This is a genomic window from Micromonospora lutea, assembly GCF_016863535.1.
GTDB classification, from domain to species: Bacteria; Actinomycetota; Actinomycetes; order Mycobacteriales; family Micromonosporaceae; genus Micromonospora; species Micromonospora lutea.
Genome location: NZ_BOPB01000002.1, coordinates 442,878 through 467,545 on the forward strand (window position 1 = coordinate 442,878; position 24,668 = coordinate 467,545).

Genomic DNA, 24,668 nt, shown 5'->3' on the forward strand with positions numbered 1-24,668 from the left:
CAGGTCGGGTCAGAGGCGGTCAGCGGCGACGAGGCGGTCACCGGCGAAGGCGAGCAGCCAGCCGCCGCCCTTGCCGGTGACGTAGTCACCGCATCGCCCCGCCAACCGCTCCAGGGCGCCCGGAATCACCTTGCCCTGACTGCACAACGCCGCCGGTTCACCGGCGGCGGCCAGCGCGGCCAGGCGTGCGGCGGCGGCCAGCACACACTCGTCGGATTGCTGGCCGGCGCGCGGCTCGTCCAGGTCGCCGCAGACCTCGATCGGCAGGTCCAGCAAGGCGGCGGTCGGGTCGAGGGTCTGCACGCACCGGCGCGGCGACGCGGAGAGCAGCCGTGCCGGTCGGATCAGCCCGATCAGCGGTGCCAACGCGTGTGCCTCGGACCAGCCACGGGCGTCCAGCGGTCGCCCGGTGTCCGGGCCCGGCCAGGCCAGCCGCTTACCGGCGTGACCGTGCCGGATCAGCATCAGGGCCGCGGTGACCGGCGGCAGCGCCGCGAACGCGGCGAGCACCTCCATGTCGTGCGGATAGCTGACCAGCTTCACCGCGTCGTCGACGGCCAGCCACCGGACGTCGTCGACCTCCGTGTCCGGCTGGAATCCGCCGGTGCCCACCGCCCGCATCGACCAGTAGTCGACCACCTTGGGCAGGCCCTCGCTGCGGTAGCGCACCGAGGGCAGCCGTACCTGCGGCGCGGCCTGCGCGTCAGCCTCCTCGGCAACCTCCCGGGCGGCGGCGAGCAACGGATGCTCGCCCGGCTCCAACTTGCCCTTCGGCAGGGTCCAGTCCCCGTACCGGGGTCGGTGTACCAGGCACACCTCGACGGCATCGGCGCCGGCTGGCCGCCACACCACGCCGCCGGCCGCTCGGATCGTGGTCACGTCAGCCACCGCGGGCGGTGTCGTCGGCGGGCTGGCGAGGCCGGCACGGCGGGGAAGGGGTCGGGTTGCGCCCCTTCGACATCCACCGTGAGCGTCCGTTCCTCTTCGACCATCTGCTCAGCCTATTACCGCCCGCTCAACTGGCCGTGCTGCCGACGCGACGCAGCAGCAGGTCCTGAAGATGACTCCGGACCGTCTCCGGCCGGCCCGTACGGCGGGTCCAGGTGCCATCGCCGGCCAGTTCGAACGAGTCCACGTCCGGGCTCATCGCCGCGCTGAGCACCTGGTCCAGTTCGGCCCGCGCCACCGGGTCGGCCACCTGCACCAGTGCCTCCACCCGACGGTCCAGGTTGCGGTGCATCAGGTCGGCGGAGCCGATCCAGAACTCCGCGTCGCCGTTGTTGCCGAAGCGGAAGACCCGGGAGTGCTCCAGGAAACGACCGAGGATCGAGCGCACCCGGATGTTCTCCGACAGCCCGGGCACCCCAGGTCGCAACGTGCACATCCCTCGAATGATCAGATCGACGTGCACACCGGCCTGGGAGGCCCGGTACAACGCGTCGGTGATGTCCTCGTCGACCAGCGAGTTCACCTTGAACTGGACGAGCCCCGGCATGCCCAGCCGGACGTGGGCCTTCTCCCGTTCGATCCGCTCGATCAGGCCGCTGCGGATGCCCTGCGGGGCCACCAGCAGCCGCCGGTACGCGGTCTGCCGGCTGTACCCGGTGAGCACGTTGAACAGGTCGGTCAGGTCGGCGCCGACTTCGGGATCGGCGGTGAGCATGCCGAAGTCCTCGTAGAGCCGGGCGGTCTTCGGGTGGTAGTTGCCGGTGCCGATGTGGCAGTAGCGGCGGATCTGGTTGCCCTCCTGACGTACCACCAGGGCGGTCTTGCAGTGGGTCTTGAGACCGACCAGGCCGTAGACCACGTGGCAGCCGGCGCGTTCCAGGGTGCGGGCCCAGCCGATGTTGGCCACCTCGTCGAAGCGGGCCTTCAGCTCGACCAGCACCACCACCTGCTTGCCGACGGCGGCGGCGTCGACCAGCGCGTCCACGATCGGTGAGTCGCCGCTGGTGCGGTAGAGCGTCTGCTTGATGGCCAGCACGTTCGGGTCTGCGGCAGCCTGCTCGATGAACCGTTGCACGCTGGTCGCGAAGGAGTGGTACGGGTGATGCACCAGCACGTCGCCGTCGCGCAGGGTGGCGAAGACGCTGCGCGGCACCTCACCCTCGGCGAGCCGGGGGTGGGTCGCCGGGACGAACGGTGGGTCCTTCAGGTCGGGCCGGTCGGCCTCGTCGTAGAGCTGCCACAGCGCGGAGAGATCCACCAGGCCACGGACCCGCAGCACGTCCTGGGTGTCCATGTCCAGTTCCCGGACGAGCAACTCCAGCATGTGGTCGGAGATCGAGGCGGCCACCTCCAGCCGTACCGGCGGGCCGAAGCGGCGGCGGGCGAGTTCCCGTTCCAGCGCCTGGAGCAGGTCCTCGTCCCGGTCCTCGTCGACCTCCACCTCGGCGTTGCGGGTGACCCGGAACAGGTGACACTCGACCACCTGCATGCCGGAGAAGAGCTGACCGAGGTGCACCGAGATGAGGTCCTCCACCGGCAGCATCCGGACTCCGGGCCGGTCCCGGTCGACCCGGACGAAGCGGGGCACGTTGTTGGGCACCTTCACCCGGGCGAACAGCTCCGGCCCGCCGTCCGGGTCACGCACCGCGACGGCCAGGTTGAGCGATCGGCCCGAGATGTACGGGAACGGGTGGGCCGGGTCGACCGCCAACGGGGTGAGCACCGGGAAGATCTTCTCCCGGAAGTAGGTGCGTAGCCGTTCCCGCTCGGCGTCGCCCAGGTCGGACCAGCACAACACCTGGATGTCCTCGGCGGCGAGCTTCGGCAGCAACTCGTCGACGTAACAGGTGGCCTGTCGGGTCACCAGTTCGGCGGCCTTCTCCGCGACCAGGGCAAGCTGGGTCCGCAGCGGCAGCCCGTCGCCGCCGCGTACGGGTAGCCCGGCGGAGAGCCGACGCTTCATCCCGGCGACCCGCACCATGTAGAACTCGTCGAGGTTGCTGGCGAAGATGGCCAGGAACTTGGCGCGTTCCAGCAGCGGGGTGCGTTGGTCCTCGGCCAGAGCGAGCACCCGGGCGTTGAAGTCGAGCCAGGACAGCTCCCGGTTGAGGAACCGGTCCGCCGGCAGCGGTTGGATGGGCTCCGGTGTGTCGGTGGGCGGAGACAGGACCGGTGCCGAGACCGGGTCCAGCACCTCCTCCAACCCGGCGGAGTCCGCCGCCGCGTCACTGCCGCCGACGGTGTTCAAGGTCGAGTGGTCGCTGCGGAACCGCCCGTCGGGTCCCCGGCGGCGACCGCCCCCGGTGCGGTCGGTGGTGTCATGGGTGGCGGTGGCAGGGCTGGCGGGACGTTCGCGAGGGGTGCTCACCAGCTCATAATCACCCGAACACGGTTGACGTAAAACGAACTTCCGGTGGCTTGTCAGGACATCGTCGGCAACGTGACGCGTACGACGTCGCCGGAGGCGTCGGTTTCCACCCGGACCCGCTGGCCGAGGCGGAGCAGGCGCAGCCCGGAGGCGTCGAACGCCCGGGCCGGGAAGGACAACTCGGTGCCGTCGTCCAGCAGCAGCAGCCCGCTGCGGGTAGCCGCGTCGAAGGTTGCCACCGTGCCCTGCATGCCAGCACCGTACCGCGCCCGGCCGGCGCTACGGCAACAGGTTCAGGTGGACGAGGATTCAGTGAGGCAGCCGGCGACCAGCGCCGTGGTGCGCGGACCGAGCCCGATCCGCGCTGCGGCGGCCAGGTCGTCGGCGGTGTCCACGTCGCGCCGCAGGCTCGGCCAGTCGCCGGCGAGCGGGCGGGCGCCGCTCGCCGCGTGCGCGGCGGCCGAACCGGGTCCGAAGCGCGGGTCCAGGGGTACGCCCGGCGGGGCGGCCAGCAGCACGGTGCCGGTGCCCGGGGCGTCGGCCACGAACCGGCGTGCCCCCGGCGGTCCGGTCAGTGCCGTGTGCAGCGCTGCCGCCAGTTCGGTCGGTCGCAGGGCGGGCAGGTCGGCGGTGAGGCCGGCCACCCATCCGGCGATTCCCGCCGCGCCGTGCCGGAATGCGGCGTTGAGTCCGGCGTCCGCGATGTCCGGCAGGACCTCGGCTCCTCCGGAGCGGGCCACGCTGGCGACCCGGGGGTCGTCGGTGACCACCCGCACCTCGGCGACCGCCGGACAGGCCCGCACCGCCGCCAGGGTGTCGGCGGCCAGGGCCAGGGCCAGGTCCTGGTGGGGTATGCCCGGCAGCCCGCCACGCAGCCGGCTCTTCGCGGCTGCCAGGCGCTTGACCGGCACCACAAACGTCCAGGACTGCGTCACGCCTGTCATCCTGCCAGCCGGGCGACGGTACCCTCACTGGCCCGTACCCGGGGCGAACAGGCATGATTTCGGCTGCGGACCTCACCGGGTTCTCCGGTGAGCGGGTCGGGGCGGGCACGAGGAGGCACGGTGGGTCGGCGGAGGCTGGGGTTCTGGCAATGGTTCGCCGTGGTGCTGGTGAAGCCGGTGATGATTGTCTGGACCCGGCGTACCTGGCGTGGCCTGGAACATCTGAACCAGGGCGGCCCCGTGATCATCGTGCCGAACCACATCTCGCACGCCGATCCGCTGGTCTCCGCCCACTTCGTCTACGACGCCGGGCGGTGGCCGCAGTTCCTCGGCAAGGCGAGCGTGTTCAAGGTGCCGGTGCTCGGCTGGATCCTGCACCGGTGCCGGCAGATTCCGGTCGAGCGGGGCTCGGTCGATGCGGCGAAGTCGCTGGACGCCCTGGTCAAGGCGCTCGACGAGGGCGGCGCTGTGATCATCTACCCGGAGGGGACCACCACCCGCGAGCCCGACCTGTGGCCGATGAAGGGCAAGACCGGCGCGGCCCGGCTGGCGCTGGCCACCGGCGCTCCGGTGGTGCCGCTGGCGATGTGGGGACCGCAGCGGATCTTCGATCCGCGTCGTGCCCGGATCAACCTGCGGCCCAGGATCCCGGTGACCGTGGTGGCCGGACCGCCGGTCGACCTGAGCCGCTGGGCCGGTGCCACCCCGACCCGTCAGGTGCTGGAGGAGATGACCGACGTGATCATGCTGCGGCTGCGGGACATGCTCGCCGAGATCCGAGGTGCGACACCACCGCCGCTGTGGCAGCGCGTCACCCGCCCGCGCACCGACCGTCAACGCCCGGAGACGGCGGCATGAGCGAGCGTCAGCGAGTGAATCATCGGTGCAGCGCGGTGGTGCCTCATGGCGGCACGGAGCGTCAGCGGAGTGCCGGCATGAGCGAGCGTCAGCGAGTGAATCATCGGTGCAGTGCGGTGGTGCCTCACGGCGGTGGCGACCGTAGGGAGGCGGCGGCGTGAGCGGGCAGGTGGCGGTGCTGGGGGCGGGATCGTGGGGCACGGCGTTCGCGAAGATCCTCGCCGACGCCGGCCGGGACGTGACGCTCTGGGCGCGACGACAGTCGATCGCCGACGTGATCCGCGCCGAGCGGCGTAATCCGGAGTATCTGCCCGGCGTGGTGCTGCCGGAGCGGATCACCGGGACCGGGAACCCGGTCGACGCGATCAAAGGTGCCGAGATGGTGGTGTTGGCGGTGCCGTCGCAGACCCTGCGCGGCAACCTGGCCGAGTGGGTGGAGCACCTGCACCCCGAGGCGACCCTGGTGTCGTTGATGAAGGGGATCGAACTCGGCACCACCAAGCGGATGAGCGAGGTGATCGTCGAGACCGCCAAGGTCGCGGCGGACCGGGTGGTGGTCGTCTCCGGCCCCAATCTGGCGCCGGAGATCGCCGCGGAGCAACCCGCGGCCACCGTGGTCGCCTGCACAGATTCCGAGCGGGCGACGCTGGTGCAGCGGTCGATCACCACACCGTACTTCCGTCCGTACACCAACGACGATGTCATCGGCTGCGAGCTGGGCGGGGCGGTCAAGAACGTGATCGCCCTGGCGTACGGCATCGCCACGGCGATGGGTTTCGGCCACAACACCCGGGCGATGCTGGTCACCCGAGGGTTGGCCGAGACCGCCCGGCTCGGGGTCGCCCTCGGCGCGGATCCGCTCACCTTCGCGGGGCTGGCCGGCATGGGTGATCTGGTGGCCTCCTGCTCGTCGCCGTCGGCCCGCAACCGCACCTTCGGTGAGCACCTCGGCCGGGGCGCAACCCTTGAGGAGGCGCGGGTGGCCACCCGGCAGACCGCCGAAGGGGTGAAGAGCGCGCTGGCGATCCGGGATCTGGCCCGCGCGCACGGGGTGGAGATGCCGATCACCGAGCAGGTCGAGCTGGTCTGCCACGAGGGGGTGGATCCCCGGTTGGCGGTCCAGGCCCTGATGAGCCGTACCACGAAGCCGGAGTGAGCACCGTGGACGACTACCGGTTGCCCTCCCCGGAGCAGGGGGACGGCACCCGCTGTGTGCACGCCGGCCTGCCCGAGCCCACCCCCGGCGCGCCGTTCCTGCCCGGGCCGGTGCTCGCCGCGCCGTACCATCTCGATCCGTGGCAGGGGCCGCCGGCGGCCCCGAACGGGTACGGGCGTCCGGACAATCCGACCCGCCGGCTGCTGGAGGCCGCGGTCGCTGAGCTTGAGGGCGGCGACTGTCGGGTCTTCGCCAGCGGTCAGGCGGCGATAACCGGGCTGCTGCTGGCGGTGCTACGGGCGGGGGACACGGTGGTGCTGCCCACCGACGGGTACTTCCCGGTGCGCGCGTTCGCCACCGACACCCTCGCCGGCAACGGCGTACGGGTGCTGTTCGCGCCGACCGCCGGACCGTATCCGGCCTTCGACGGGGTGCGGCTGGTGCTGGTGGAGACGCCGGCGAACCCGGGGCTCGACGTCGTCGACCTACCGGCGCTGGCCGAGCGGGCGCACGCCGCCGGAGCGCTGCTGGCCGTGGACAACACCACCGCCACCCCGCTCGGGCAGCGTCCGCTGGACCTCGGCGCGGACGTGGTCGTGGCCTCCGGCACCAAGGCGCTGACCGGGCACTCCGACCTGCTGCTCGGCTACATCGCCACCCGGTCACCGGAACTGTTGTCGACGCTCACCGCCTGGCGTACCGCGACGGGCGCGGTGCCCGGCGGGTTCGACGCCTGGCTGGCCCACCGGTCGTTGGCCACCCTCGACCTGCGTCTGGCCCGGCAGACGGCGAACGCCGAGGCGCTGGCCCGGCTGCTGGTCGAGCGCGCCGATGTCAGCGGGCTGCGCTGGCCCGGCCTGCCGGACGACCCTTCGTACCCGGTGGCGGTGCGACAACTACGGCGGATACCGGGCGTGCTCTCCTTCGATCTCGGCAGCGCCGAGCGGGTCGCCCGTTTCCTCGACGCGTCCCGGCTGGTCGCCGCGGCGACCTCCTTCGGCGGCCTGCACACCACCGCGGACCGCCGGGCGCAGTGGGGTGACGACACCACGCCAGGTTTCGTGCGGCTCTCCTGCGGGGTGGAGGACACCGCCGACCTGGTCGCCGATGTCACGGCCGCGTTGGACGCCGCCGCCTGATGGGCACGCCGGTCTTCCCGGTCGGGTACGACGTCCTGGTCAGCCGGTTGCGGCGGGCCGGCTGCGTGTGGGCCGAGGAGGAGGCCCGCCTGCTCGTGGCGGCCGGCGGCGGTCCGGAGAAGCTGGCGGAACTGGCCGACCGGCGGGTCGCCGGTGAGCCACTGGAGTACCTGCTGGGCTGGGCCCAGTTCTGTGGCGAGCGGATCGAAGTGGACCCAGGTGTGTTCGTGCCCCGGGCGCGTACCGCTCTGCTGGTCTCGACCGCTGTTCGGGTGACCGGGCCGGCGGCGACCGTGGTGGAGCTCTGCTGTGGCTCGGGCGCGGTCAGCCGGATACTGGCGCGTCGGCTCACCGCGCCCCGGCTGGTGGCCGCGGTCGACGTGGATCCGGCGGCGGTGGCCTGTGCCCGGCGGAACCTGGCCGACCTGGGTGTGCCGGTCCTCTCCGGGGACCTCTTCGATCCGCTGCCGGCTGCCTGGCGGGGCCGGCTCGACCTGGTCGTGGCGAACGCGCCGTACGTGCCGACGGCGGCGATGGTCCTGCTACCGCCGGAGGCGCGCCGGTACGAGTCTCCGGCGGCGCTCGACGGTGGGCCGGACGGGTTGGCGGTGCTGCGCCGGCTGGCTGCCGCCGCGCCAAGCTGGCTCGCGCCGGGCGGACATCTGGTGGTGGAGGTCGGCCAGGCGCAGGTCGAGCGGTTCCAGGCGGTGCTGAGCGAGGCCGGGCTGGTGCCGTCGGCGGTGCGCGACGACGCCTCGGACGCGACCGCGATGATGGGCCGGTGCCCGGTCGGCATGACGGGCCGACGGCACGAGAACTAGCCTCACGTCAGTGTGGCGGTGGGAGGTGGAGCTCGGGTGGACAGCGCAACGGTGGTCGTCGGGATCGACAACGGTGGCACGGCCAACAACGCCACCGTGCTCACGTTCGACGGGCGGTTCCTGGTCGATCGCCTGGTGGAGACGCCCAGCCGGGTGCAGGACGGACCGCAGGCGGCGGTGGCGGCGATGGCGGAAGCCTTCGACGGCGTGCTGGCCGTCACCGGGGTGACGCGCGACCGGGTCGCCGCGGTCGGTCTGGACACTCCCGGTCCGGCCAGTGCGGACGGCGTCATCTCGTCGAAGGGTTCCACGAACTTCTCTCAGCCAGCGTGGCGTGGCTATGACGTGCGGGGTGCCCTCGAACGTCGGTTGGGGTTGCCGGTGGTCTACCACAACGACGGCAACGCCGCCGCGCTCTACGCCCATCACGTTCATTTCGGGACCGACGCGATGCGGCGCTCGTCGGTGTCGGCGATCGTCGGCACCGGACTGGGCGGTGGCCTGGTCGAGAACGGCCGGGTGGTCTCCGGCGCGGCGGGCATGGCCGGCGAGCTGGGGCATGTGCATATCCCGTTGACCACCGTGCTGGCCCCGGGGCAGCCGGTGCCGACCTGCGCCTGCGGTTTCGACGGTGACGTCGAAAGTGTCGTGTCGCTCACCGCGATCGAGCACAACCTGTTGCCGTACTGGCTGACCCGTTTCCCGGGGCATTCGCTGGCCGGTGAGGCACCGGAGCGGGCGGCGAAGCTCGTGCGCGGCTACGGCGAGCGGGGTGACGAACTGGCCCGGGAGATCTTCGCCCAGCAGGCGAGGGCGCTCGGCGCGCTCTTCACCATCGCGGCGAACTTCACCGATCCGCACGCGTACTTCGTGGGCGGTGGGGTGGTGGAGACGGACGCGGAGTTCCGCGACTGGTTCCTGGCCGCCGTGCGGGAACACACCAGGCTCCGGGTGGAGCAGGCGGCCCTGGCCACCTTCGCGTTGGTGCCCGATCGCGACATGGCCGGCGCGCGGGGTGTGGCGCTGGCCGCGCTGGAGGCGGTCAGGGCGCTGCCCGCGCCCCCGCCGCTGGTCGGCGACTGAGGACCGGCCACCCTCGCCCTGCGGTCAGCCGACGGCAGCGGAGGAGCTGACCGGGCCGGCGGTGCCCTTACCGGCCCGGTCAGCGGCACTGGGTTGCGGTTCCTCCGGGGCTCAGCGGGTCGGCGGAGCCTCAGCGAAGGCGGTCCACGCCGACGGTGGGAAGGTCAGCAGCGGACCGTGCGGGTCCTTGGAGTCGCGTACGGCGACGATGCCGGGAACGACCGCCACCTCGACGCAGGCTCCCTCGTCACCGCTGTGGCTGCTCTTGCGCCACCCGGTCATGGTCACCGCCGCGTTGGTCGTCGGTGTCATCGCTTTACCGTCCCTTCAGGAGTTTGAAGATTTCCTCGCGGCTGGCCGTCGGACTGAGCGCGACGGTGCGCAAGTGCTCCATGATCTTGGTGCAGGTTCGCAGCTCACCGGGACGGTCGAGGATCATCTGCCCGGCCACCGTTTCCACGGAGGCGATGATCGGGTCCTCCGGGTCGGCGAATTCGAGGATGTGCAGGGAACCCCGGGTGCCCCGGTGGTAGCCGGCGGCCAACGGGATCACCTGGACCGTGATGTTCGGCAACTCGCTCATCTTGAGCAGGTGGCTCAGCTGACCCTGCTGCGCGGAGTCGTCACCCACCGGGCGGAGCAGTGCGGCCTCGTCGAGGATCGCGTCGAAGATCGGCGGGTCCTCCTCGAAGACCCGCTGCTGCCGGTCCAGCCGCATGCGTACCCGCTCCTCGACGTCGTTGTCGCTGAGGGTGTGTGGCCCGCCCCGCATCACGCCGCGGATGTAGTCGGCGGTCTGCAGCAGCCCCGGCACCACCGACGGCTCGAAGTTCGCGATGGCGATGGCTTCGGCCTCCAACGCGATGAAGTCGATGGTGCGTCGGTCGAGCAGGTACGAGTAGGACACCCACCAGCCCGGCTTGCGCGCGTCCTTGGCGAGCTCGACAGCGGCCACGACCTCGTCCGCCGCGACACCGTAGAGGGTGAGCAGGGCGCGCACGGTGGCCGGACTGACCAGGGTCTGCGCGTTCTCGTAGCGGGAGAGCGTGCTGCGGGTGCTGTTGATCTCGTCCGCTGCGGCCTCCAGGGTCAGGCCGGCGGCCTCTCGGTGATGTCGCAGGGCGATGCCCAACCGACGGGCGCGTGCGGTCTTCGGAGCCATGTATAGATGGTCGCATGTATTTGGGAATCTGTACATGAGAGAACGTCGGTGAGAGTTGCATTCATGCCCATGGAGGTGTCAATCTGTTAGCGCGTCCTCACCGCCGGTTGTCGTGGCGACGGTGGTGGTGAGCGACCGGAGGGGATGGGGCGCGCGGCGGTCGGGTTTTCCCCCGTACCCGACCGCCGCGTGCCGCGCCAGTTGGTCGGCCACCGGAAGGGAATCGACGTGCGAACTGGTCAGCGGATTTTCGGCGAGCGCCGGGGTGGCCGGCGATGACACGTTTCCTGGTGGTGCTGACGGACGTCCGCCCGTACGACGTGGAGGGCCGCAACGAGCGGGTGGCGCCCGAGCGCCGCCGCCAGGTGGTCGGTGCGAGCAGTCGCGAGGCGGCCGAGCGGATCGCCGGTGCGTTCATGGCGCTGGGCATGGTGCGGGCCGGTCGGCAACGGGTCAAGGTCCTCGCCATCGGTCGCCGGCACGCGTACGGAGAACGGGAGTTGGCGGGCTGACCTCCGTACCGTCCGATTACGTTCCGTATACTGCTCGTTGACCGTTTGCGGCGGGCCCGTGTTGCCGCAGGGTATCGACCACCCACGCCCGCCACGCACAGTAAGGTCATCCGGGAGAGCGCCAGCAGCGCGTCCCGGAAAGGTGACCACAGTGACCACCCCAGGCAAGACCCGCGTGGCGATCGTCTTCGGCGGCCGCAGCCCGGAACACGGCATCTCGTGCGTCAGCGCCGGCAGTGTTCTCGGCGCGCTGGACCCGGACGAGTTCGAGGTGGTGCCGGTGGGCATCACCCGGGCCGGCCAGTGGGTGCTCACCAGCGACGACCCCGGCCACTTGGCGATCAGTGCCCGCCAACTGCCGGAGATCACTGCGGCGTCCGGCACGGACGTCGTGCTGCGGGCCGACCCCACCGGCGGCGGACTGCTGGTGCTGGACCCGGCCGAGGGGCCCCGCGCCCTCGCCGACGTGGACGTGGTCTTTCCGGTGCTGCACGGCGCCTACGGCGAGGACGGCACCATCCAGGGCATGCTGGAGATGGCCGGCATCCCCTACGTGGGGGCGAAGGTGTTCGCCTCGGCCGCCGCGATGGACAAGGAGTTCACCAAGAAGCTCTGCGCCGCCGAGGGCATTCCGGTCGGCCCGTACGCGGTGCTGCGCAGCGGAGTGACGTTGAGCGAGGCGGACAAGCAGCGCCTGGGACTGCCGGTCTTCGTCAAGCCCTCCCGGGCCGGTTCCTCGTTCGGCATCACCAAGGTCAACGACTGGGCGGATCTCGACGCGGCCGTCGCCACCGCCCGTGAGATCGACAGCAAGGTGCTGGTCGAGGGTGCCATCGTCGGTCGGGAGATCGAGTGCGGCGTGCTGGAGGGCGAGGCCGGTGGCGCGCCGGAGGCGTCCGTGCTCGCCGAGGTCCGGCTGGTCGGGGACTACGACTTCTACGACTTCGAGGCCAAGTACATCGACGCCGAGGCGGCCTGCGAGTACGACATTCCGGCCGACCTGCCGGATCGGGTCACCCGGCAGGTACGCGACTACGCGGTGCGCGCCTTCACCGCGCTGGACTGCGCCGGTCTGGCCCGCGTGGACTTCTTCGTCACGCCCGAACTCGACGTGTACCTCAACGAGATCAACACGATGCCCGGTTTCACGCCCTCGTCGATGTTCCCCCGCATGTGGGCGGCGGCCGGCCTGGAGTACCCGAAGTTGGTGGACCGGCTCATCCGCACGGCGATCATCCGCGGGACCGGGCAGTACTGAGCGCCGCTCCGGCGCCGGTGTTCCGGTGTGTCAGGAGGTGCAGCCGGACGGTGCCGCCCCGGACGACGGGATCGACTCGACGATCGTGGCGGAGACCGGGGAGGCCCACTGCAACGCCTCGCCGTAGAAGTGCGGCACCCGCAGGGTCACCGGGGTCTTCCGGTCGACCGTGGTCAACTCGGTGGCATCGGGTCCTTCCACCGCGTACCAGCAGACCGAGTTGACCAGGTAGAGGTGGTCGTCGGGTTTGACCGACGGCTCGTCGCCACCACAGGCCACGGTGATCGCCGGATCGCCGTAGGCGGCGTTCTGCTCCGGCCCGGCGCTGACCGGCCGTTGCGGCAGGTCGCGGTACGAGTCGGGCAACTGGGACAACAGGGCGCGGCAGAATACGGTCGGGCGTTCGCCGAGCTGAGGCGCGGCCATCTCGACCGGCGCGGCGGAGACCGGGCCAGGCGTGGTCGCCGATGGCTGCGGCGCGGCGGCCGGCTCGTCCGGCGAGACGTTGCTCAGCGCGAACGCACCCACCAGCAGGGCCACCGGCACCGCCACCGCCGTGGCGATCAGCGCCGCGCTGCGGTTGGTACGGTCGGGTGCCGTGGTGCCCGGGCGGTCGGCCTGGGGGTCGGGGGATTCAGCGTGCTCGTCCACTTACAGGCGCACCACCGAACAGGTGAGGGTGCGGGTGATGCCGGGCACCATCTGCACCTTGCTCACGATGAGTTTGCCGAGCTCGTCGACGGTGTTCGCCTCGGTGAGCACGACCACGTCGTACGGCCCGGTGACCGCGTCGACGCGGACCACACCGGCGAGATCCGCGATGAGACCGGCCACGTCACGTGCCCGGCCGACCTCTGTCTGGATGAGGATGTACGCCTGTACCACGACTCGACCTCCCTCCGTCGCCGCCGCCAAGCGGCCCGAAGGGAGAAAGTACCTTACGGACCAGGGCAGATCCCTATCGGTGGCCAAGGAGAAGCAATGAGCGAGGACAGTGAGTGGCCGGCGTGAGCGTCGCGGGTGTCGGGGAGTTCGGGCTGATCGACCGGGTGACCGCCCGGCTCTCGTACGGCTCCACGGTGCTGTTGGGCCCCGGTGACGACGCCGCGGTGGTCGCCGCGCCGGACGCTCGGGTGGTCGCCACCACCGACGTGCTCGTCGAGGGGCGGCACTTCCGGCGGGACTGGTCCGGTGCGTACGACATCGGCCGGCGGGCCGCGGCGGCGAACCTCGCCGACGTGGCGGCCATGGGTGCCGAGCCGACGGCCCTGCTGGTGGCGCTCTGCGTACCGGCGGATGTCGGCACCGACTGGATGGAGGAACTCACCGACGGGCTCGGTGCCGAGGCGACCGGTGTGGGGGCCAGCGTGGTGGGCGGAGACATGTCGGCCAGCCCGACGCTGACCATCGCGGTCACCGCCCTCGGCGACCTGGGTGGTCGGCCGCCGGTGACGCGGGCCGGTGCCCGTCCCGGTGACCTGCTCGCCCTGGCCGGGCGCACCGGATACGCGGCGGCCGGGTTCACCGTGCTCTCCCGGGGCTTCCGTACGCCCCGACTGCTGGTCGAGGCGTACCGGCGGCCGGAGGCGCCGTATGCGGCCGGACCGCAGGCCGCCCGGCTCGGCGCCACCGCCATGATCGACGTTTCGGACGGGTTGCTCGCCGACCTCGGGCACGTGGCGAAGGCCAGCGGCGTGGCCGTCGACATCGCCCGGGACGCCTTCGAGGTGCCACCGCAGATGCGTGACGCCGCGCAGGCGCTCGGCGTCGACCCGTACGCCTGGCTGTTGGCCGGTGGCGACGATCACGCGTTGGCCGCGACATTTCCCCCGGCGACGGCCCTGCCGCCGGGTTGGCGGGCGATCGGCCGGGTCACCGAGGGTTCCGGTGTGACGGTGGATGGCCGCCCGTTCGACGGCCCACCGGGCTGGGACCATTTCCGCTGACCACCGGCCGCCCGACGGTGCCCCGTCGATCGGGTCGTACCCTGCACAGGTGCACGAGATCCAGATCCAGCAGGTGCCGTTCGACTCGCCGGTCGCCCAGCGGTTGATCACCGCGACCCTGGCCGACCTGGCGGCCCGCTACGGCGGCAGCGGTGACGCGACGCCGGTCGACGCGCACGAGTTCGTACCACCGGCCGGGGCTTTCCTGGTCGCCCAGATCGACGGGCAGGCGGTCGGGTGTGGCGGCTGGCGCAGCCACGGCGAGGCGACCGCCGAGTTGAAGCGGATGTACACCGCACCGGAGGTCCGGGGGCGGGGCGTGGCGCGCACGCTGCTGGCGGCCATCGAGCGCTCGGCTCGTGAGCACGGCCGCCGGCGGCTCATCCTGGAGTGTGGCGATCGGCAGCCCGAGGCGATCGCGCTGTACAAGGCGGCCGGCTACGAGCGGATCCCCAACTTCGGCTTCTACGCCGACGAGCCCGGCTGCCTGTCGTTCGGCCGTACCCTCTGAGCAGCACACACGCTGCGGACACGACGACACCGGCGGGCCCGCTGGGCCCGCCGGTGATGACGGTCGTGAGGTCTGTTGTTACCGCGTCAGGCGCGGGCGACCTTGCCTGCCTTGATGCAGGACGTGCAGACCTTCAGCTTCTTGGTCGTGCCACCACCGGCGGGGGTGCGCACCGACTGGATGTTCGGGTTCCAGCGGCGGTTGGTCCGCCGGTGCGAGTGGGACACGTTGTGGCCGAAGCCCGGCCCCTTGCCACAGACGTCACACACGCTAGCCACGGGATACTCCTGGGATTGAAACGTTCATGAAGTCGCCGCCAGGCGCAGCCCGGGCAACCTGGCCAGGGTACCCGATCGGGGAACCGTCCGCCCAACCGGGCTCGAGCACCGCCACGGCCGTCGGTAGGCCCACCGACAGAGGCGGGCAGAGCGGGTGCCCGCGCGGAAACCGGACGACGCGGGACCGCCGGTGCCGGGCAAGTGTCAGCGTACGCCAGTAGGCTGCCACCGTGCTGGACACCCTCGACGCCGCCGCTGTGCGCCGCTGGTGCGCCAGCGGACTGGCCGCGCTCAAGCGGCACCAGGGTGAGATCGACGAGCTGAACGTCTACCCGGTGCCCGACGGTGACACCGGCACCAACCTGGTGCTCACCCTCACCTCCGCCCAGCAGGCGCTCGCGATGGATCTGGACACCCACGCCGACGGCATCTCCACCGCGCACGGGCACGCGTTGCGCCTGATGGCCCGGGGTGCCCTGCTCGGCGCGCGGGGCAACTCCGGGGTGATCCTGTCGCAGATCCTGCGCGGCCTCGCCGACGCCCTGGCCGCCACCCCGCAGGTGCACGGCCGGGAATTGGCCGTGGCCCTGCGGGAGGCGACCGACGCGGCGTACACGGCGGTCGTCCGTCCGGTGGAGGGCACCCTGCTCTCCGTGGTCTCGGCCGCCGCCGGCGGGGCCGAACAGGCCGGCAGCGACGAGCTGTACGTGGTGGCCCGGGCGGCGGCGAACGCCGCCGCCGGCGCGTTGGCCCGCACCCCCGAGCAGTTGCCGGCGCTGGCCCGGGCGGGGGTCGTCGACGCCGGTGGCCAAGGGCTGTGCCTGCTGTTGGACGCCCTGGTCGAGGTGGTCACGGGGGAGAGCCCGGAGCGGCCGGCGCCCAGCCTTCCCCCGGTGCGACCGCCGGTCACCGTCGCCCGCGAGACCGGCTCGGCGGAGTACGCCTACGAGGTGCAGTTCCTGCTCGACGCCGACGCGGCGGCGGTGGAGCGGATGCGGGAGTCACTGGCCGCGATCGGCGACTCCCTGGTGGTGGTCGGCGACGCCGGCACCTGGCAGGTTCACGTGCACGTCAACGACGTCGGCGCAGCGATCGAGGCGGGCGTGGAGGCCGGCCGCCCGTACCAGATCGCGGTGACCCGCTTCGCCGACCAACCGGCGCCCGTGTCGCCCCGATTGTCCGACGGACGTGCCGCCGTGGTGGTGGCCGCCGGTGCCGGGATCGCCGAGTTGCTCGCCGCCGAGGGGGCGGTGGTGGTGCCCGGCAACCCCTCGGTCGGGCAACTGCTGGACGCGGTACACGCCACCGGCGCGGCTCGCGTGGTGGTGCTGCCCAACGACCCGGACGCGCAGGCGGTGGCGAACCAGGTCGTCGAGGAGGCGCACCGGCTGGGGGTGGAGGTCGCCGTGGTGCCAACCCGTTCACCGGTGCAGGCGCTGGCGGCGCTGGCCGTACGCGACCCGCGGCGGCGGTTCGCCGACGACGTGATCGCGATGGCCGAGGCGGCGGGCGCCTGCCGCTACGCCGAGGTGTGCCGGGCCGGCCGCGAGGCGCTGACCGTCGCCGGTCCGTGCCGTGCCGGCGACGTGCTCGCCCTGGTCGAGGGTGAGGTGAACCTGATCGGCGCCGACCTGGTGGAAACCTGTGTCGCACTGGTCGACCGGATGCTCGGCGGTGGCGGTGAGCTGGTCACCCTGCTCGTCGGCGCCGACGCGCCCGACGGGTTGGTCGACGCGGTGCGTGCGCACATCGCGGCCCGGTGGCCCTTCGTCGAGGTGCAGGCGTACCCGGGTGGGCAACCGCACCATCCCCTGCTGGTCGGTGTCGAATGACGGTCGAGCCGTCCGACCTGGACACTCCGCTGAAGAAGCTGGTCGGTGAGAAGACCGCCAAGGCGCTGGCCGGCCACCTCGACCTGCACACCGCCGGTGACCTCATCTACCACTTCCCCCGTCGCTACGACGAGCGCGGCGAGCACACCGACATCCGCTCGTTGGACGTCGGTGAACAGGTCACCGTGCTGGCCCAGGTGCAGCGCACCGCCGTACGCCCGATGCGTCAGCGCCGGGGAAACCTGTTGGAGGTGACCGTCGGCGACGGCTCCGGGGGCAGTCTCACCCTCACCTTCTTCGGTAACCAGGCGTGGCGCGAGCGGGAACTGCGGCCCGGCCGGTGGGGGCTGTTCGCCGGAAAGGTCACCGAGTTCCGGGGCAGGCGGCAGCTCAACGGACCGGAATACGTCCTGTTGGGCGAGCAGACCGACACCGAGGCTGCGGCCAGCGAGCAGATCGAGGAGTTCGCGGGGGCGCTCATCCCGGTCTACCCGGCCGCCGCGGCGGTGCCCACCTGGGTGATCGCCCGCTGCGTACGGGTGGTGCTGGACACGGTGGCGCCGCCGGAGGATCCGTTGCCGGCGACGGTGCGGGCCAGCCGGAACCTGGTCGGCCTGGGCACCGCCCTACGGGAGATCCATCGGCCGTCCAGCCGGGAGGAGCTCTACCGGGCCCGTCGGCGACTGAAGTGGGACGAGGCGTTCGCGGTGCAGGTGACCCTGGTCCGCCGCAAGCGTGCCGCCGCCGCGTCGCCCGCGCGTCGCCGGCCCGGGCGCTCCGGTGGTCTGCTCGACGCGTTCGACGCCCGGCTGCCGTACGAGCTGACCGCCGGCCAGCGCGAGGTCGGTGTCGAGATCGCCGCCGACCTCGCCACCGGTCATCCGATGCACCGCCTGCTGCAGGGCGAGGTTGGCTCCGGCAAGACCGTGGTGGCGCTGCGGGCGATGCTCCAGGTGGTCGACGCGGGTGGGCAGGCCGCGCTGCTGGCCCCGACCGAGGTGCTCGCCGCCCAGCATCACCGGGGCATGCTCGACCTGCTCGGCCCGCTCGCGCAGGCCGGTGAGCTGGGTGCCGCCGAACACGCCACCCGGGTGGAGCTGGTGACCGGTTCGCTGGGCGCGGCGGCTCGCCGTCGGGCGTTGGCCGAGGTCGCCAGCGGCGCGGCCGGCATCGTGCTCGGCACCCATGCCCTGCTCTACGAGGGGGTCGACTTCGCCGACCTCGGTCTGGTCGTGGTCGACGAGCAGCACCGGTTCGGGGTCGAGCAGCGGGACGCGTTGCGGGCCAAGGCGGAGCAGCCGCCGCACGTACTGGTGATGACCGCGACCCCCATCCCTCGTACGGTGGCCATGACGGTCTACGGCGACCTGGAGATCTCCACTCTGTCTCAGCTGCCGCGTGGTCGTTCACCGATCGCCTCGCACGTGGTGCCGGCCGCCGAGAAACCGGCCTTCCTCGATCGCGCCTGGCGTCGACTGCGTGAGGAGGTCAACGCCGGTCACCAGGCGTACGTGGTCTGCCCACGGATCGGGGAGGACACCTCCGGTGCCGACGAGGAGCCGCCAGCGGTCGACGACAACGGCCGCCGGCCGCCGCTCGCGGTGACCGATGTGGCGCCGTTGCTGGCCGACGGACCGCTGAACGGTCTGCGGATCGGTGTCCTGCACGGCCGGTTGCCGGCCGACGAGAAGGACGCGGTGATGCGGTCCTTCGCCGCTGGTCACCTGGACGTGCTGGTGGCCACCACGGTGGTCGAGGTGGGCGTGGACGTGCCCAACGCGACGATGATGGTGGTGTTGGACGCCGACCGGTTCGGCGTTTCGCAGCTGCACCAGTTGCGGGGTCGGGTGGGCCGAGGCAGCGCCCCCGGGCTCTGCCTGCTGGTGACCGAGGCGACCGAGGGCACCGCAGCACGGGAGCGGCTGGACGCGGTGGCCTCCACGACGGACGGTTTCAAGCTCGCCGAGTTGGATCTGGAGCAGCGGCGGGAGGGGGACGTGCTGGGTGCGGCCCAGTCCGGTCGCCGTTCGCACCTGCGCCTGCTGTCCTTGCTGCGTGACGCGGACCTGATCCGCGACGCGCGGGCGGAGGCGATCGCGTTGGTCGACGAGGATCCGGACCTGGCCCGGCATCCGGCGCTCGCCGCCTCGGTGGCCGCGCTGGTCGACGCCGACCGCGCCGAGTACCTCGAAAAGGGCTGACCGGCGGCGACCGCCGGAGCCGGGATGCGAACCGCCCCGGTCACCCGTGGAAAGGGGTGACCGGGGCGGACCCGTTCAGCTCAGCTCGGCTCAGGCGGTGAAGTGGACCCGCCGCCGCCGCGCCATCACGAACAGCACCGCGCCCAGCGCCAGCAGGGCGATCGCGCCGGCGGCGATGCCACCGGCCGCGGCACCGGTCACCGGCAGGCCCGGGGGCTCCTCGCCGCCGCCACCGCCGCCGCAGCCCTCGGGCGCGTAGACGACCTCAAGCTCCAGACCAAGCTCCGGCAGGACGACCAGGGCCGCCTCGTCGTCACCGGCCGGGAAGCTGACCTTCTCCGACGAGCCCGGTGCGACGGTACGGGTCTCGGTCTTGTCGCCGTAGGTGAACTCCACCTTGACCGGCATGCCACCCTCCGGGTTCGACGCGGTCAGCCCGAAGGTCTCGCAGTCCGCGTCGGTGGTCACCGTCGGCAGCGGGCAGTCCTCGGGACGCTCCCAGGAGTAGGTGCCGTTCTCGATGACCTTGCCGTCGACCAACACCTCGATCTTGCCAGCGTTCTCGGCGGGCACCACGGTCTCGTTGTCGGCCTTGCCGGGCTCGACGGTGACCTTCTTGGACCAGCCGTTCTCGCCCCGGACCTCGAACTCGACCGGGTACTTCGAGATCTTGCCGTCGTTGCTCAGCGAGACGGTCACCGTGCCGTCGCAGGAGGAAGCGAAGGTGGACGCCGGGGTGGTGCAGTTCTTGCTGCCGCCGTTGTACCAGCCCTGCGGGCCGGACGAACGGTTGCCGGGAGCGCCCTTGTCGCCCAGCTTCTTGGAGCCGTAGCGCGGGCCGTCCTCGACCAGCGGGTCGATGATCTCGTCGACGCCGCCCCAGATCAGGTCGACCTGCGTGTGGCAGTCCGGCACACCGATGTTCAGCTCGATCTCGTTCTGGCCGGCGCCGAGGAAGTCGCTGTCCGGCTCACCGTAGACGTACTGCGGGGTGGCGAACTGCGGGCGCGGCGCGAAGTACGACACCAGGGTGAAGTACTGCTTCTCGTCGCCGCACAGCGGCAGGTCACCCTCCAGCTTGACGGTCGCCGTGCCCTTCGGGCCGTCGAAGGTGTGGCTGTACTTCGCCTGGCTGGCGTCGACGCACTTCGGTGCCGGGTTGCACGCGGCGTCGGTGGCGAGGTTGATGGTGCCCTCGTTCGTCTTCTCCCGCTTGTTGTCCCAGCGGCCCTCGACGATGAGCTTGGCGCTCGTGGTGGCACCCGGCACTCGTTGGACGGCCTCGACAGAGCCGCCCCGGGGGATCGCCACACCCTGAAGGTCGACGGGCTCGGCACCCGGCACGAGCACCTGGACGGGGGTCGAGGGCTCGGCGGTCACCTTCTTGATGGTGGCGGCGGTCCTACGTTCGCTGTTGACCACCTTCCACGTGATCACACGTTCACCACTGAGCTGGTCACAGAGAGCGGTGGCGGTGATGGTGGTGTGGTGGGCGGCGGCCGGGGTTGCCGCCACCGCTGCTCCGGTCATGCCGATGAGGGCGGCTGCCAGGACAGCCAGCGGTCGCCGCAGCGACAGCTTGGGTCGGATCACGCGTACTCCCGGGGTGAAGAAGAGCGTCAGGGTCGGCGCGGGCGGGACGGACGGCGCTGGCGGCACGATGCCGCGCCTGAAGGGTGTCTGCCGTGCCGATGACCGGCGGCGATGACGCCGGCACCGGGCAGACCCTAGCGAGATCGTGAGAAACGGAACAGTCCTCAGCCAGGCTTAAGCATGATGTTATTGATTTGAGATCACCGATACACGAGCGGTGACCGCGCGGCAGCTTTTCGCACCGATGTCCGCTTTGGACGGTACGTGACGGACGATGTGGTCGGGAGTGAGCCCGGGCGGTGGGCGGCGGCGTTTCGGGCCGGTAACGCCCGAGGGCGCGTCGACCTGGTGGTCGACGCGCCCTCGGATCAGGTTCGGGTCAGCAGGGTCAGGCGGTGAAGCGCACCCGACGTCGGCGGGCCACCACGAACAGCGCCGCTCCAGCGGCCAGCAGCACGGCGGCGCCGGCGATGATGCCACCGGTGGCGGCGCCGGTGACCGGCAGACCGCCGCCCCCGCCACCGCTGGCGCAGCCCTCGGGCTGCTCCCAGGCCACCGGCTCGCCCTCGACGGTGCCGTCCTCGTCCTCGAAGCTCGGCGTGACGACCAGGCCGGGGTACGCGTCGAAGGTGACCGAGGTGGTCTCGCCCGGGACCGCTTCCAGCGTCTTGGTCGTGCCCTTCTCCGAGGTCAGAGTGATCGAGAACGGAACGCCGTCGGCCGGGTTGTTGATCAGGAAGGTCAGCTCGTCGCAGGTCTCGGTGAGCTCGAAGGTCGGCTCACCCGGCTCCGGCACCACCGGCTCGTCCGTCGGCGTCGGGGTCGGCTCCGGGCTGTCCGTGGGTTCCGGGCTGTCGGTGGGCTCGGGGCTCTCGGTCGGCTCCGGGCTGTCCGTGGGTTCCGGGCTCTCGGTCGGTTCCGGGCTCTCGGTCGGCTCGGGGCTCTCGGTCGGCTCCGGGCTGTCCGTGGGGGTGGGCGTCGGCTCGGGCTGCGCGCACTTGCCGATGTACCGGGCCTTGCCGGTCTGGGTGTTGGTGACCGTGTGCCGGTCCTTCTTCCAGACCGCCCGCACCGTCAGGTGGGCAGCCTGGCCGCGCGGCACGATCTGCTCGCCGACCAGCGAGCCCTCGCCCGCCTTCGGCAGGGCGGCGCCGACGACGATGTTGGTGATCGGGGTCCTGGACGGCGTGTGCACGGCGTCCACCGTGGCAACCCAGTGCCGCTCGCTGTTCGTGACGGTCCATTCGACCTTCACGGTGCCGTCCTTCAGCTTGCAGCCGACACCTTTGATGATGGGGTGGTGAGCACTGGCCGGGGCGGCGACGGCGGCGACGCCCGCGAGGCCGATCAGCGCACCGGCGGCGGCTGCCGCGATACGCCGGAAGTTCGGACGGTTCACGTGTACTCCTGAGTGGGGGAACCGGAAGCATCGTCGGTGACGGACAGGCCGATCCGCCCCGACACCCGGCAGACATTAGCGATGGGGCCATGTGCGCCATAGCCTTCAGCAGAACATAAGAATGATGTTGCAAATTCGTGATCTCCCATCTACGGAAGGTCTTCGGCCGGGTGCGGAGAGATCACGTGTGAGGTGCCCGGCGGCCGGGCGGGCGTCGCGTAGCGTCGAGGACATGAGCAGGAGCGAGCGATGACCCGCATCGTCGCCGGCAGCCTCGGTGGTCGGCGGCTCACCGCCCCGTCCGGTGCCGGCACCCGGCCCACCTCCGATCGGGTACGCGAGGCGTTGTTCAGCGCGGTGGAGGCGGAGGTCGATCTCGACGGTGCCCGTTTCGCCGACCTCTACGCGGGCTCGGGCGCGGTCGGCCTGGAAGCGCTGTCGCGGGGCGCCGCGCACGCGCTGCTGGTCGAGTCCGATCCGCGTGCCGCCCGGGTGATCCGGGAGAACCTGACGGCGCTGCGAGTCGGCTCCTCGGCCCGACTGGTCACCGGCAAGGTCGCCACCGTGCTGGCCGCCGGGGCGGAGGGCGACCCGTACGACGTCGTCTTCGCCGATCCGCCGTACGCGCTGCCCGACGACGGCATCCAGGCGATGCTCGCCGCTCTGCTGGACCGGGGGTGGCTGGCGCCGGAGGCGTTGGTGGTGGTGGAGCGATCCAGCCGTAGCGGACCGGTCGAGTGGGTGGAAGGCATCACTGGCCAGCGCAGTCGTCGGTACGGCGAGACCACCCTTTGGTACGGTCGCCGATCATGAGACGTGCGGTGTGTCCCGGCTCGTTCGACCCGGTCACCAACGGTCACCTCGACATCGTCGGCCGCGCCAGCCGGCTGTTCGACGAGGTGATCGTCGGCGTACTGGTCAACCAGTCGAAGAGTGGCCTGTTCACTGTCGAGGAGCGCATCGAGATGCTCCGCGAGGTGACCGTTTCCTACGGCAACGTGCGGGTGGAGTCCTTCCGGGGCCTGCTGGTGGACTTCTGCCGGGCGCAGCGGGCGACCGTGCTCATCAAGGGTCTGCGGGCGGTCAGTGACTTCGACTACGAGTTGCAGATGGCCCAGATGAACATCGGCCTCGCCGGAGTCGAGACGCTGTTCATGCCCACCAATCCGCTCTACTCCTTCCTCTCGTCCAGCTTGGTCAAGGACGTGGCCAAGTGGGGCGGTGACGTCACGCCGCACGTACCGGACGTGGTCCGTGAGGCGCTGAAGGCTCGGCTGGCTCCTCCGCCGGCCTGAGCCGACACGCCCGGGGAGCGGGCCGGGGCGTGGAGGGGCGCGGGACGACATCATTGGGTGAAGCGGGAAACTGGCCGCAGCCCGCATGATGTAGGTCGGCCCGACGAACGACAGGAGTGAGGTACCGGTGGACCCGCTCGACCGCATCGACGAACTGATCGCCATCGTGGAGCAGGCGCGCTCTGTGCCGATGTCGCGCAACAACTGCATGGTCGACCGGGGCGAGATGATCGGGGCTCTCGACGAACTGCGCGCCGAACTCCCCGCCGACCTGCGCCGCGCCGCCGCTCTGCTGGAGGAGCGGGACAAGATCATGGAGGCCGGCAAGCGGGAGGCGGACCGCATCATCAGCGAGGGCGAGGCGGAACACGCCCGGCTGGTCTCGGTGAACGAGATCACCGTTTCCGCCGAGCACGAGGGCGCCCGGATCATCGCCGAGGCGCGGGCGGAGGCGCAGCGGCTGCGCGAGGAGGTCGACGACTACGTCGACACCGCGCTGGCCAATTTCGAGCAGTTCCTGACCCGGGCGTTGGCCTCGATAGAGCGCGGCCGGGACAAGATGCACGCGCTGCGGGAGATCGGCACCTTCGCCGGTGACGAGGCGGAGCGACCGCTGCCCTTCTGATCCCGCCGGTTCCGATGGGACGGAACGTCCGCTGCCGACCGGACTGTCCGTCGCCGACGGGATCGTCCGATGCTCCCGGCGGGCCGGGACGGCTGGTCACCCCCGGTTCGACGCTGGGGCGTCCGTCCGGGTAACCTCGTTTGTCGGCCTCTCACCGGCCGGAGTCTAACTATGCCCAAGAACTCACCCACTTCACTCGACCCCAGGTCGCCGCTGGTCCTCGACACGAGGGAGCTGCCGCGCCGACCTGGTGTTTTGCGTACCGTCGAACGGGTGGTCCCGGCACCGTCTGACCTCGGCGTGGAGTTGATCGGCGTGCCGGAGGGCGCGGACCTCGACCTCGATCTGCGGATGGAGTCGGTGTCCGAGGGCGTGCTCGTCTCGGGGACCGTCAGCGGTCCGATCCAGGGCGAGTGCGGTCGCTGTCTGCGCGAGATCAACGACTCGGTGACGGTGACGATCCAGGAGCTGTACGCGTACGAGAACAGCACCACGGACGCCACCACCGAGTCCGACGAGGTAGGTCGAATGCAGGGCGACCTGATCGACCTGGAACCGGCGTTGCGGGACGCGGTGGTGCTCGCGCTGCCGAACAACCCGCTCTGCCGCCAGGACTGCCCAGGTCTGTGCCCCGACTGCGGGGTGCACCGGGACGATCTGCCGGCCGATCACAGCCACCAGCAGATCGACCCGCGTTGGGCGGGCCTGTCGCAACTGACCCGTACAGAGGAGTAAGAAC

Annotated in this window: 26 protein-coding genes; 15 read left to right on the plus strand and 11 right to left on the minus strand. The window is 71.4% G+C overall.

What is annotated here, in order from left to right:
• Positions 1–9 precede the first annotated feature (9 nt).
• The 4 genes from Vlu01_RS03445 to cofC all read right to left on the minus strand — a co-directional run bounded on the left by Vlu01_RS03445 (position 10) and on the right by cofC (position 4,251).
• Positions 10–888: an NUDIX hydrolase gene (locus tag Vlu01_RS03445; protein WP_203993123.1), complete on the minus strand. Its 879-nt coding sequence runs from the start codon at positions 886–888 to the stop codon at positions 10–12.
• Positions 889–1,015: 127 nt separating this feature from the next.
• The gene (locus Vlu01_RS03450) at positions 1,016–3,316 is read right to left on the minus strand and encodes an RNA degradosome polyphosphate kinase (protein WP_203993128.1); all 2,301 of its coding nucleotides are present in this window, start codon (positions 3,314–3,316) and stop codon (positions 1,016–1,018) included.
• A 53-nt stretch (positions 3,317–3,369) separates the two neighbouring features.
• The gene (locus Vlu01_RS03455; RefSeq protein ID WP_099847193.1) at positions 3,370–3,567 is read right to left on the minus strand and encodes a cold-shock protein; all 198 of its coding nucleotides are present in this window, start codon (positions 3,565–3,567) and stop codon (positions 3,370–3,372) included.
• Between the two features lie 42 nt (positions 3,568–3,609).
• Complete coding sequence (gene cofC, locus Vlu01_RS03460) at positions 3,610–4,251, minus strand: 2-phospho-L-lactate guanylyltransferase (RefSeq protein WP_203993131.1); 642 nt, start codon at positions 4,249–4,251, stop codon at positions 3,610–3,612.
• Positions 4,252–4,380: 129 nt separating this feature from the next.
• Between cofC and Vlu01_RS03465 the strand changes: the two genes are divergently transcribed.
• The 5 genes from Vlu01_RS03465 to Vlu01_RS03485 all read left to right on the plus strand — a co-directional run bounded on the left by Vlu01_RS03465 (position 4,381) and on the right by Vlu01_RS03485 (position 9,317).
• On the plus strand, positions 4,381–5,118 hold the full coding sequence (locus tag Vlu01_RS03465) for a lysophospholipid acyltransferase family protein (protein ID WP_203993134.1): 738 nt from the start codon (positions 4,381–4,383) through the stop codon (positions 5,116–5,118).
• Positions 5,119–5,275: 157 nt separating this feature from the next.
• Positions 5,276–6,274 carry an NAD(P)H-dependent glycerol-3-phosphate dehydrogenase gene (locus Vlu01_RS03470; protein WP_203993136.1) on the plus strand — a complete coding sequence of 333 codons (999 nt, stop codon included), beginning with the start codon at positions 5,276–5,278 and terminating at the stop codon, positions 6,272–6,274.
• A gap of 20 nt (positions 6,275–6,294) precedes the next feature.
• Positions 6,295–7,413, plus strand: coding sequence for a cystathionine gamma-lyase (locus Vlu01_RS03475; protein ID WP_203993622.1), 1,119 nt, complete (start codon positions 6,295–6,297; stop codon positions 7,411–7,413).
• Positions 7,413–8,234 (plus strand): putative protein N(5)-glutamine methyltransferase, encoded by an 822-nt coding sequence (locus Vlu01_RS03480; protein ID WP_203993138.1) that lies wholly within the window; start codon positions 7,413–7,415, stop codon positions 8,232–8,234. Before Vlu01_RS03475 ends, Vlu01_RS03480 begins: the two co-directional genes overlap by 1 nt.
• Positions 8,235–8,270: 36 nt before the next feature.
• The gene (locus tag Vlu01_RS03485) at positions 8,271–9,317 is read left to right on the plus strand and encodes an ROK family protein (protein WP_239095660.1); all 1,047 of its coding nucleotides are present in this window, start codon (positions 8,271–8,273) and stop codon (positions 9,315–9,317) included.
• A 111-nt stretch (positions 9,318–9,428) separates the two neighbouring features.
• Here the strand turns inward: Vlu01_RS03485 and Vlu01_RS03490 are convergent, their stop codons facing one another.
• The gene (locus Vlu01_RS03490) at positions 9,429–9,629 is read right to left on the minus strand and encodes a DUF397 domain-containing protein (protein ID WP_203993140.1); all 201 of its coding nucleotides are present in this window, start codon (positions 9,627–9,629) and stop codon (positions 9,429–9,431) included.
• A 4-nt stretch (positions 9,630–9,633) separates the two neighbouring features.
• Complete coding sequence (locus tag Vlu01_RS03495; RefSeq protein WP_203993142.1) at positions 9,634–10,479, minus strand: helix-turn-helix domain-containing protein; 846 nt, start codon at positions 10,477–10,479, stop codon at positions 9,634–9,636.
• A gap of 275 nt (positions 10,480–10,754) precedes the next feature.
• Here Vlu01_RS03495 and Vlu01_RS03500 point away from each other — a divergent pair, with 275 nt between their 5' ends.
• On the plus strand, positions 10,755–10,991 hold the full coding sequence (locus tag Vlu01_RS03500) for a hypothetical protein (protein WP_203993144.1): 237 nt from the start codon (positions 10,755–10,757) through the stop codon (positions 10,989–10,991).
• 151 nt (positions 10,992–11,142) lie between these two features.
• A complete protein-coding gene (locus Vlu01_RS03505) occupies positions 11,143–12,249 on the plus strand; it encodes a D-alanine--D-alanine ligase family protein (RefSeq protein ID WP_203993146.1) in 1,107 nt (368 codons plus the stop codon).
• A 30-nt stretch (positions 12,250–12,279) separates the two neighbouring features.
• Here the strand turns inward: Vlu01_RS03505 and Vlu01_RS03510 are convergent, their stop codons facing one another.
• Positions 12,280–12,900 (minus strand): DUF3515 family protein, encoded by a 621-nt coding sequence (locus Vlu01_RS03510; RefSeq protein WP_203993189.1) that lies wholly within the window; start codon positions 12,898–12,900, stop codon positions 12,280–12,282.
• Positions 12,901–13,134: an Lrp/AsnC ligand binding domain-containing protein gene (locus tag Vlu01_RS03515; RefSeq protein WP_013284547.1), complete on the minus strand. Its 234-nt coding sequence runs from the start codon at positions 13,132–13,134 to the stop codon at positions 12,901–12,903.
• Positions 13,135–13,256: 122 nt separating this feature from the next.
• Here Vlu01_RS03515 and Vlu01_RS03520 point away from each other — a divergent pair, with 122 nt between their 5' ends.
• Together Vlu01_RS03520 and Vlu01_RS03525 are read left to right on the plus strand one after the other, a co-directional pair.
• Positions 13,257–14,195 carry a thiamine-phosphate kinase gene (locus Vlu01_RS03520; protein ID WP_203993628.1) on the plus strand — a complete coding sequence of 313 codons (939 nt, stop codon included), beginning with the start codon at positions 13,257–13,259 and terminating at the stop codon, positions 14,193–14,195.
• A gap of 49 nt (positions 14,196–14,244) precedes the next feature.
• Positions 14,245–14,706: a GNAT family N-acetyltransferase gene (locus Vlu01_RS03525; RefSeq protein WP_239095661.1), complete on the plus strand. Its 462-nt coding sequence runs from the start codon at positions 14,245–14,247 to the stop codon at positions 14,704–14,706.
• Positions 14,707–14,792: 86 nt separating this feature from the next.
• Here the strand turns inward: Vlu01_RS03525 and rpmB are convergent, their stop codons facing one another.
• A complete protein-coding gene (gene rpmB / locus Vlu01_RS03530; protein WP_093401721.1) occupies positions 14,793–14,984 on the minus strand; it encodes a 50S ribosomal protein L28 in 192 nt (63 codons plus the stop codon).
• A gap of 230 nt (positions 14,985–15,214) precedes the next feature.
• On the opposite strand from rpmB, the gene fakA reads away from it, so the two are divergent.
• Positions 15,215–16,816, plus strand: a complete 1,602-nt coding sequence (gene fakA / locus Vlu01_RS03535) for a DAK2 domain-containing protein (RefSeq protein WP_203993194.1) — start codon at positions 15,215–15,217, stop codon at positions 16,814–16,816.
• The gene (recG, locus tag Vlu01_RS03540) at positions 16,813–19,017 is read left to right on the plus strand and encodes an ATP-dependent DNA helicase RecG (protein WP_203993219.1); all 2,205 of its coding nucleotides are present in this window, start codon (positions 16,813–16,815) and stop codon (positions 19,015–19,017) included. Before fakA ends, recG begins: the two co-directional genes overlap by 4 nt.
• Positions 19,018–19,107: 90 nt before the next feature.
• On the opposite strand, the gene Vlu01_RS03545 is transcribed toward recG, so the two are convergent.
• A complete protein-coding gene (locus Vlu01_RS03545) occupies positions 19,108–20,610 on the minus strand; it encodes a cell wall anchor protein (protein ID WP_203993222.1) in 1,503 nt (500 codons plus the stop codon).
• A gap of 388 nt (positions 20,611–20,998) precedes the next feature.
• Positions 20,999–22,009: an LPXTG cell wall anchor domain-containing protein gene (locus tag Vlu01_RS03550; RefSeq protein WP_203993238.1), complete on the minus strand. Its 1,011-nt coding sequence runs from the start codon at positions 22,007–22,009 to the stop codon at positions 20,999–21,001.
• A 249-nt stretch (positions 22,010–22,258) separates the two neighbouring features.
• On the opposite strand from Vlu01_RS03550, the gene rsmD reads away from it, so the two are divergent.
• The 4 genes from rsmD (at position 22,259) to Vlu01_RS03570 (ending at position 24,664) form a co-directional block, all read left to right on the plus strand.
• Positions 22,259–22,822 (plus strand): 16S rRNA (guanine(966)-N(2))-methyltransferase RsmD, encoded by a 564-nt coding sequence (rsmD, locus tag Vlu01_RS03555; RefSeq protein ID WP_203993253.1) that lies wholly within the window; start codon positions 22,259–22,261, stop codon positions 22,820–22,822.
• The gene (gene coaD / locus Vlu01_RS03560) at positions 22,819–23,304 is read left to right on the plus strand and encodes a pantetheine-phosphate adenylyltransferase (RefSeq protein WP_203993256.1); all 486 of its coding nucleotides are present in this window, start codon (positions 22,819–22,821) and stop codon (positions 23,302–23,304) included. Before rsmD ends, coaD begins: the two co-directional genes overlap by 4 nt.
• A gap of 127 nt (positions 23,305–23,431) precedes the next feature.
• Positions 23,432–23,929, plus strand: a complete 498-nt coding sequence (locus tag Vlu01_RS03565) for an SPFH domain-containing protein (RefSeq protein WP_203993260.1) — start codon at positions 23,432–23,434, stop codon at positions 23,927–23,929.
• Positions 23,930–24,100: 171 nt separating this feature from the next.
• Positions 24,101–24,664 carry a YceD family protein gene (locus tag Vlu01_RS03570; RefSeq protein WP_203993263.1) on the plus strand — a complete coding sequence of 188 codons (564 nt, stop codon included), beginning with the start codon at positions 24,101–24,103 and terminating at the stop codon, positions 24,662–24,664.
• Positions 24,665–24,668: the final 4 nt, after the last annotated feature.

What these genes read in the sequence shown, in the direction of transcription:
- coaD (WP_203993256.1), top strand. Translation starts at nt 22,819, where the DNA reads ATGAGACGTGCGGTGTGTCCCGGCTCGTTCGACCCGGTCACCAACGGT.
- rsmD (WP_203993253.1), top strand. Translation starts at nt 22,259, where the DNA reads ATGACCCGCATCGTCGCCGGCAGCCTCGGTGGTCGGCGGCTCACCGCC.
- Vlu01_RS03495 (WP_203993142.1), bottom strand. Translation starts at nt 10,479, where the DNA reads ATGGCTCCGAAGACCGCACGCGCCCGTCGGTTGGGCATCGCCCTGCGA.
- Vlu01_RS03480 (WP_203993138.1), top strand. Translation starts at nt 7,413, where the DNA reads ATGGGCACGCCGGTCTTCCCGGTCGGGTACGACGTCCTGGTCAGCCGG.
- Vlu01_RS03455 (WP_099847193.1), bottom strand. Translation starts at nt 3,567, where the DNA reads ATGCAGGGCACGGTGGCAACCTTCGACGCGGCTACCCGCAGCGGGCTG.
- Vlu01_RS03490 (WP_203993140.1), bottom strand. Translation starts at nt 9,629, where the DNA reads ATGACACCGACGACCAACGCGGCGGTGACCATGACCGGGTGGCGCAAG.
- recG (WP_203993219.1), top strand. Translation starts at nt 16,813, where the DNA reads ATGACGGTCGAGCCGTCCGACCTGGACACTCCGCTGAAGAAGCTGGTC.
- Vlu01_RS03500 (WP_203993144.1), top strand. Translation starts at nt 10,755, where the DNA reads ATGACACGTTTCCTGGTGGTGCTGACGGACGTCCGCCCGTACGACGTG.
- Vlu01_RS03570 (WP_203993263.1), top strand. Translation starts at nt 24,101, where the DNA reads ATGCCCAAGAACTCACCCACTTCACTCGACCCCAGGTCGCCGCTGGTC.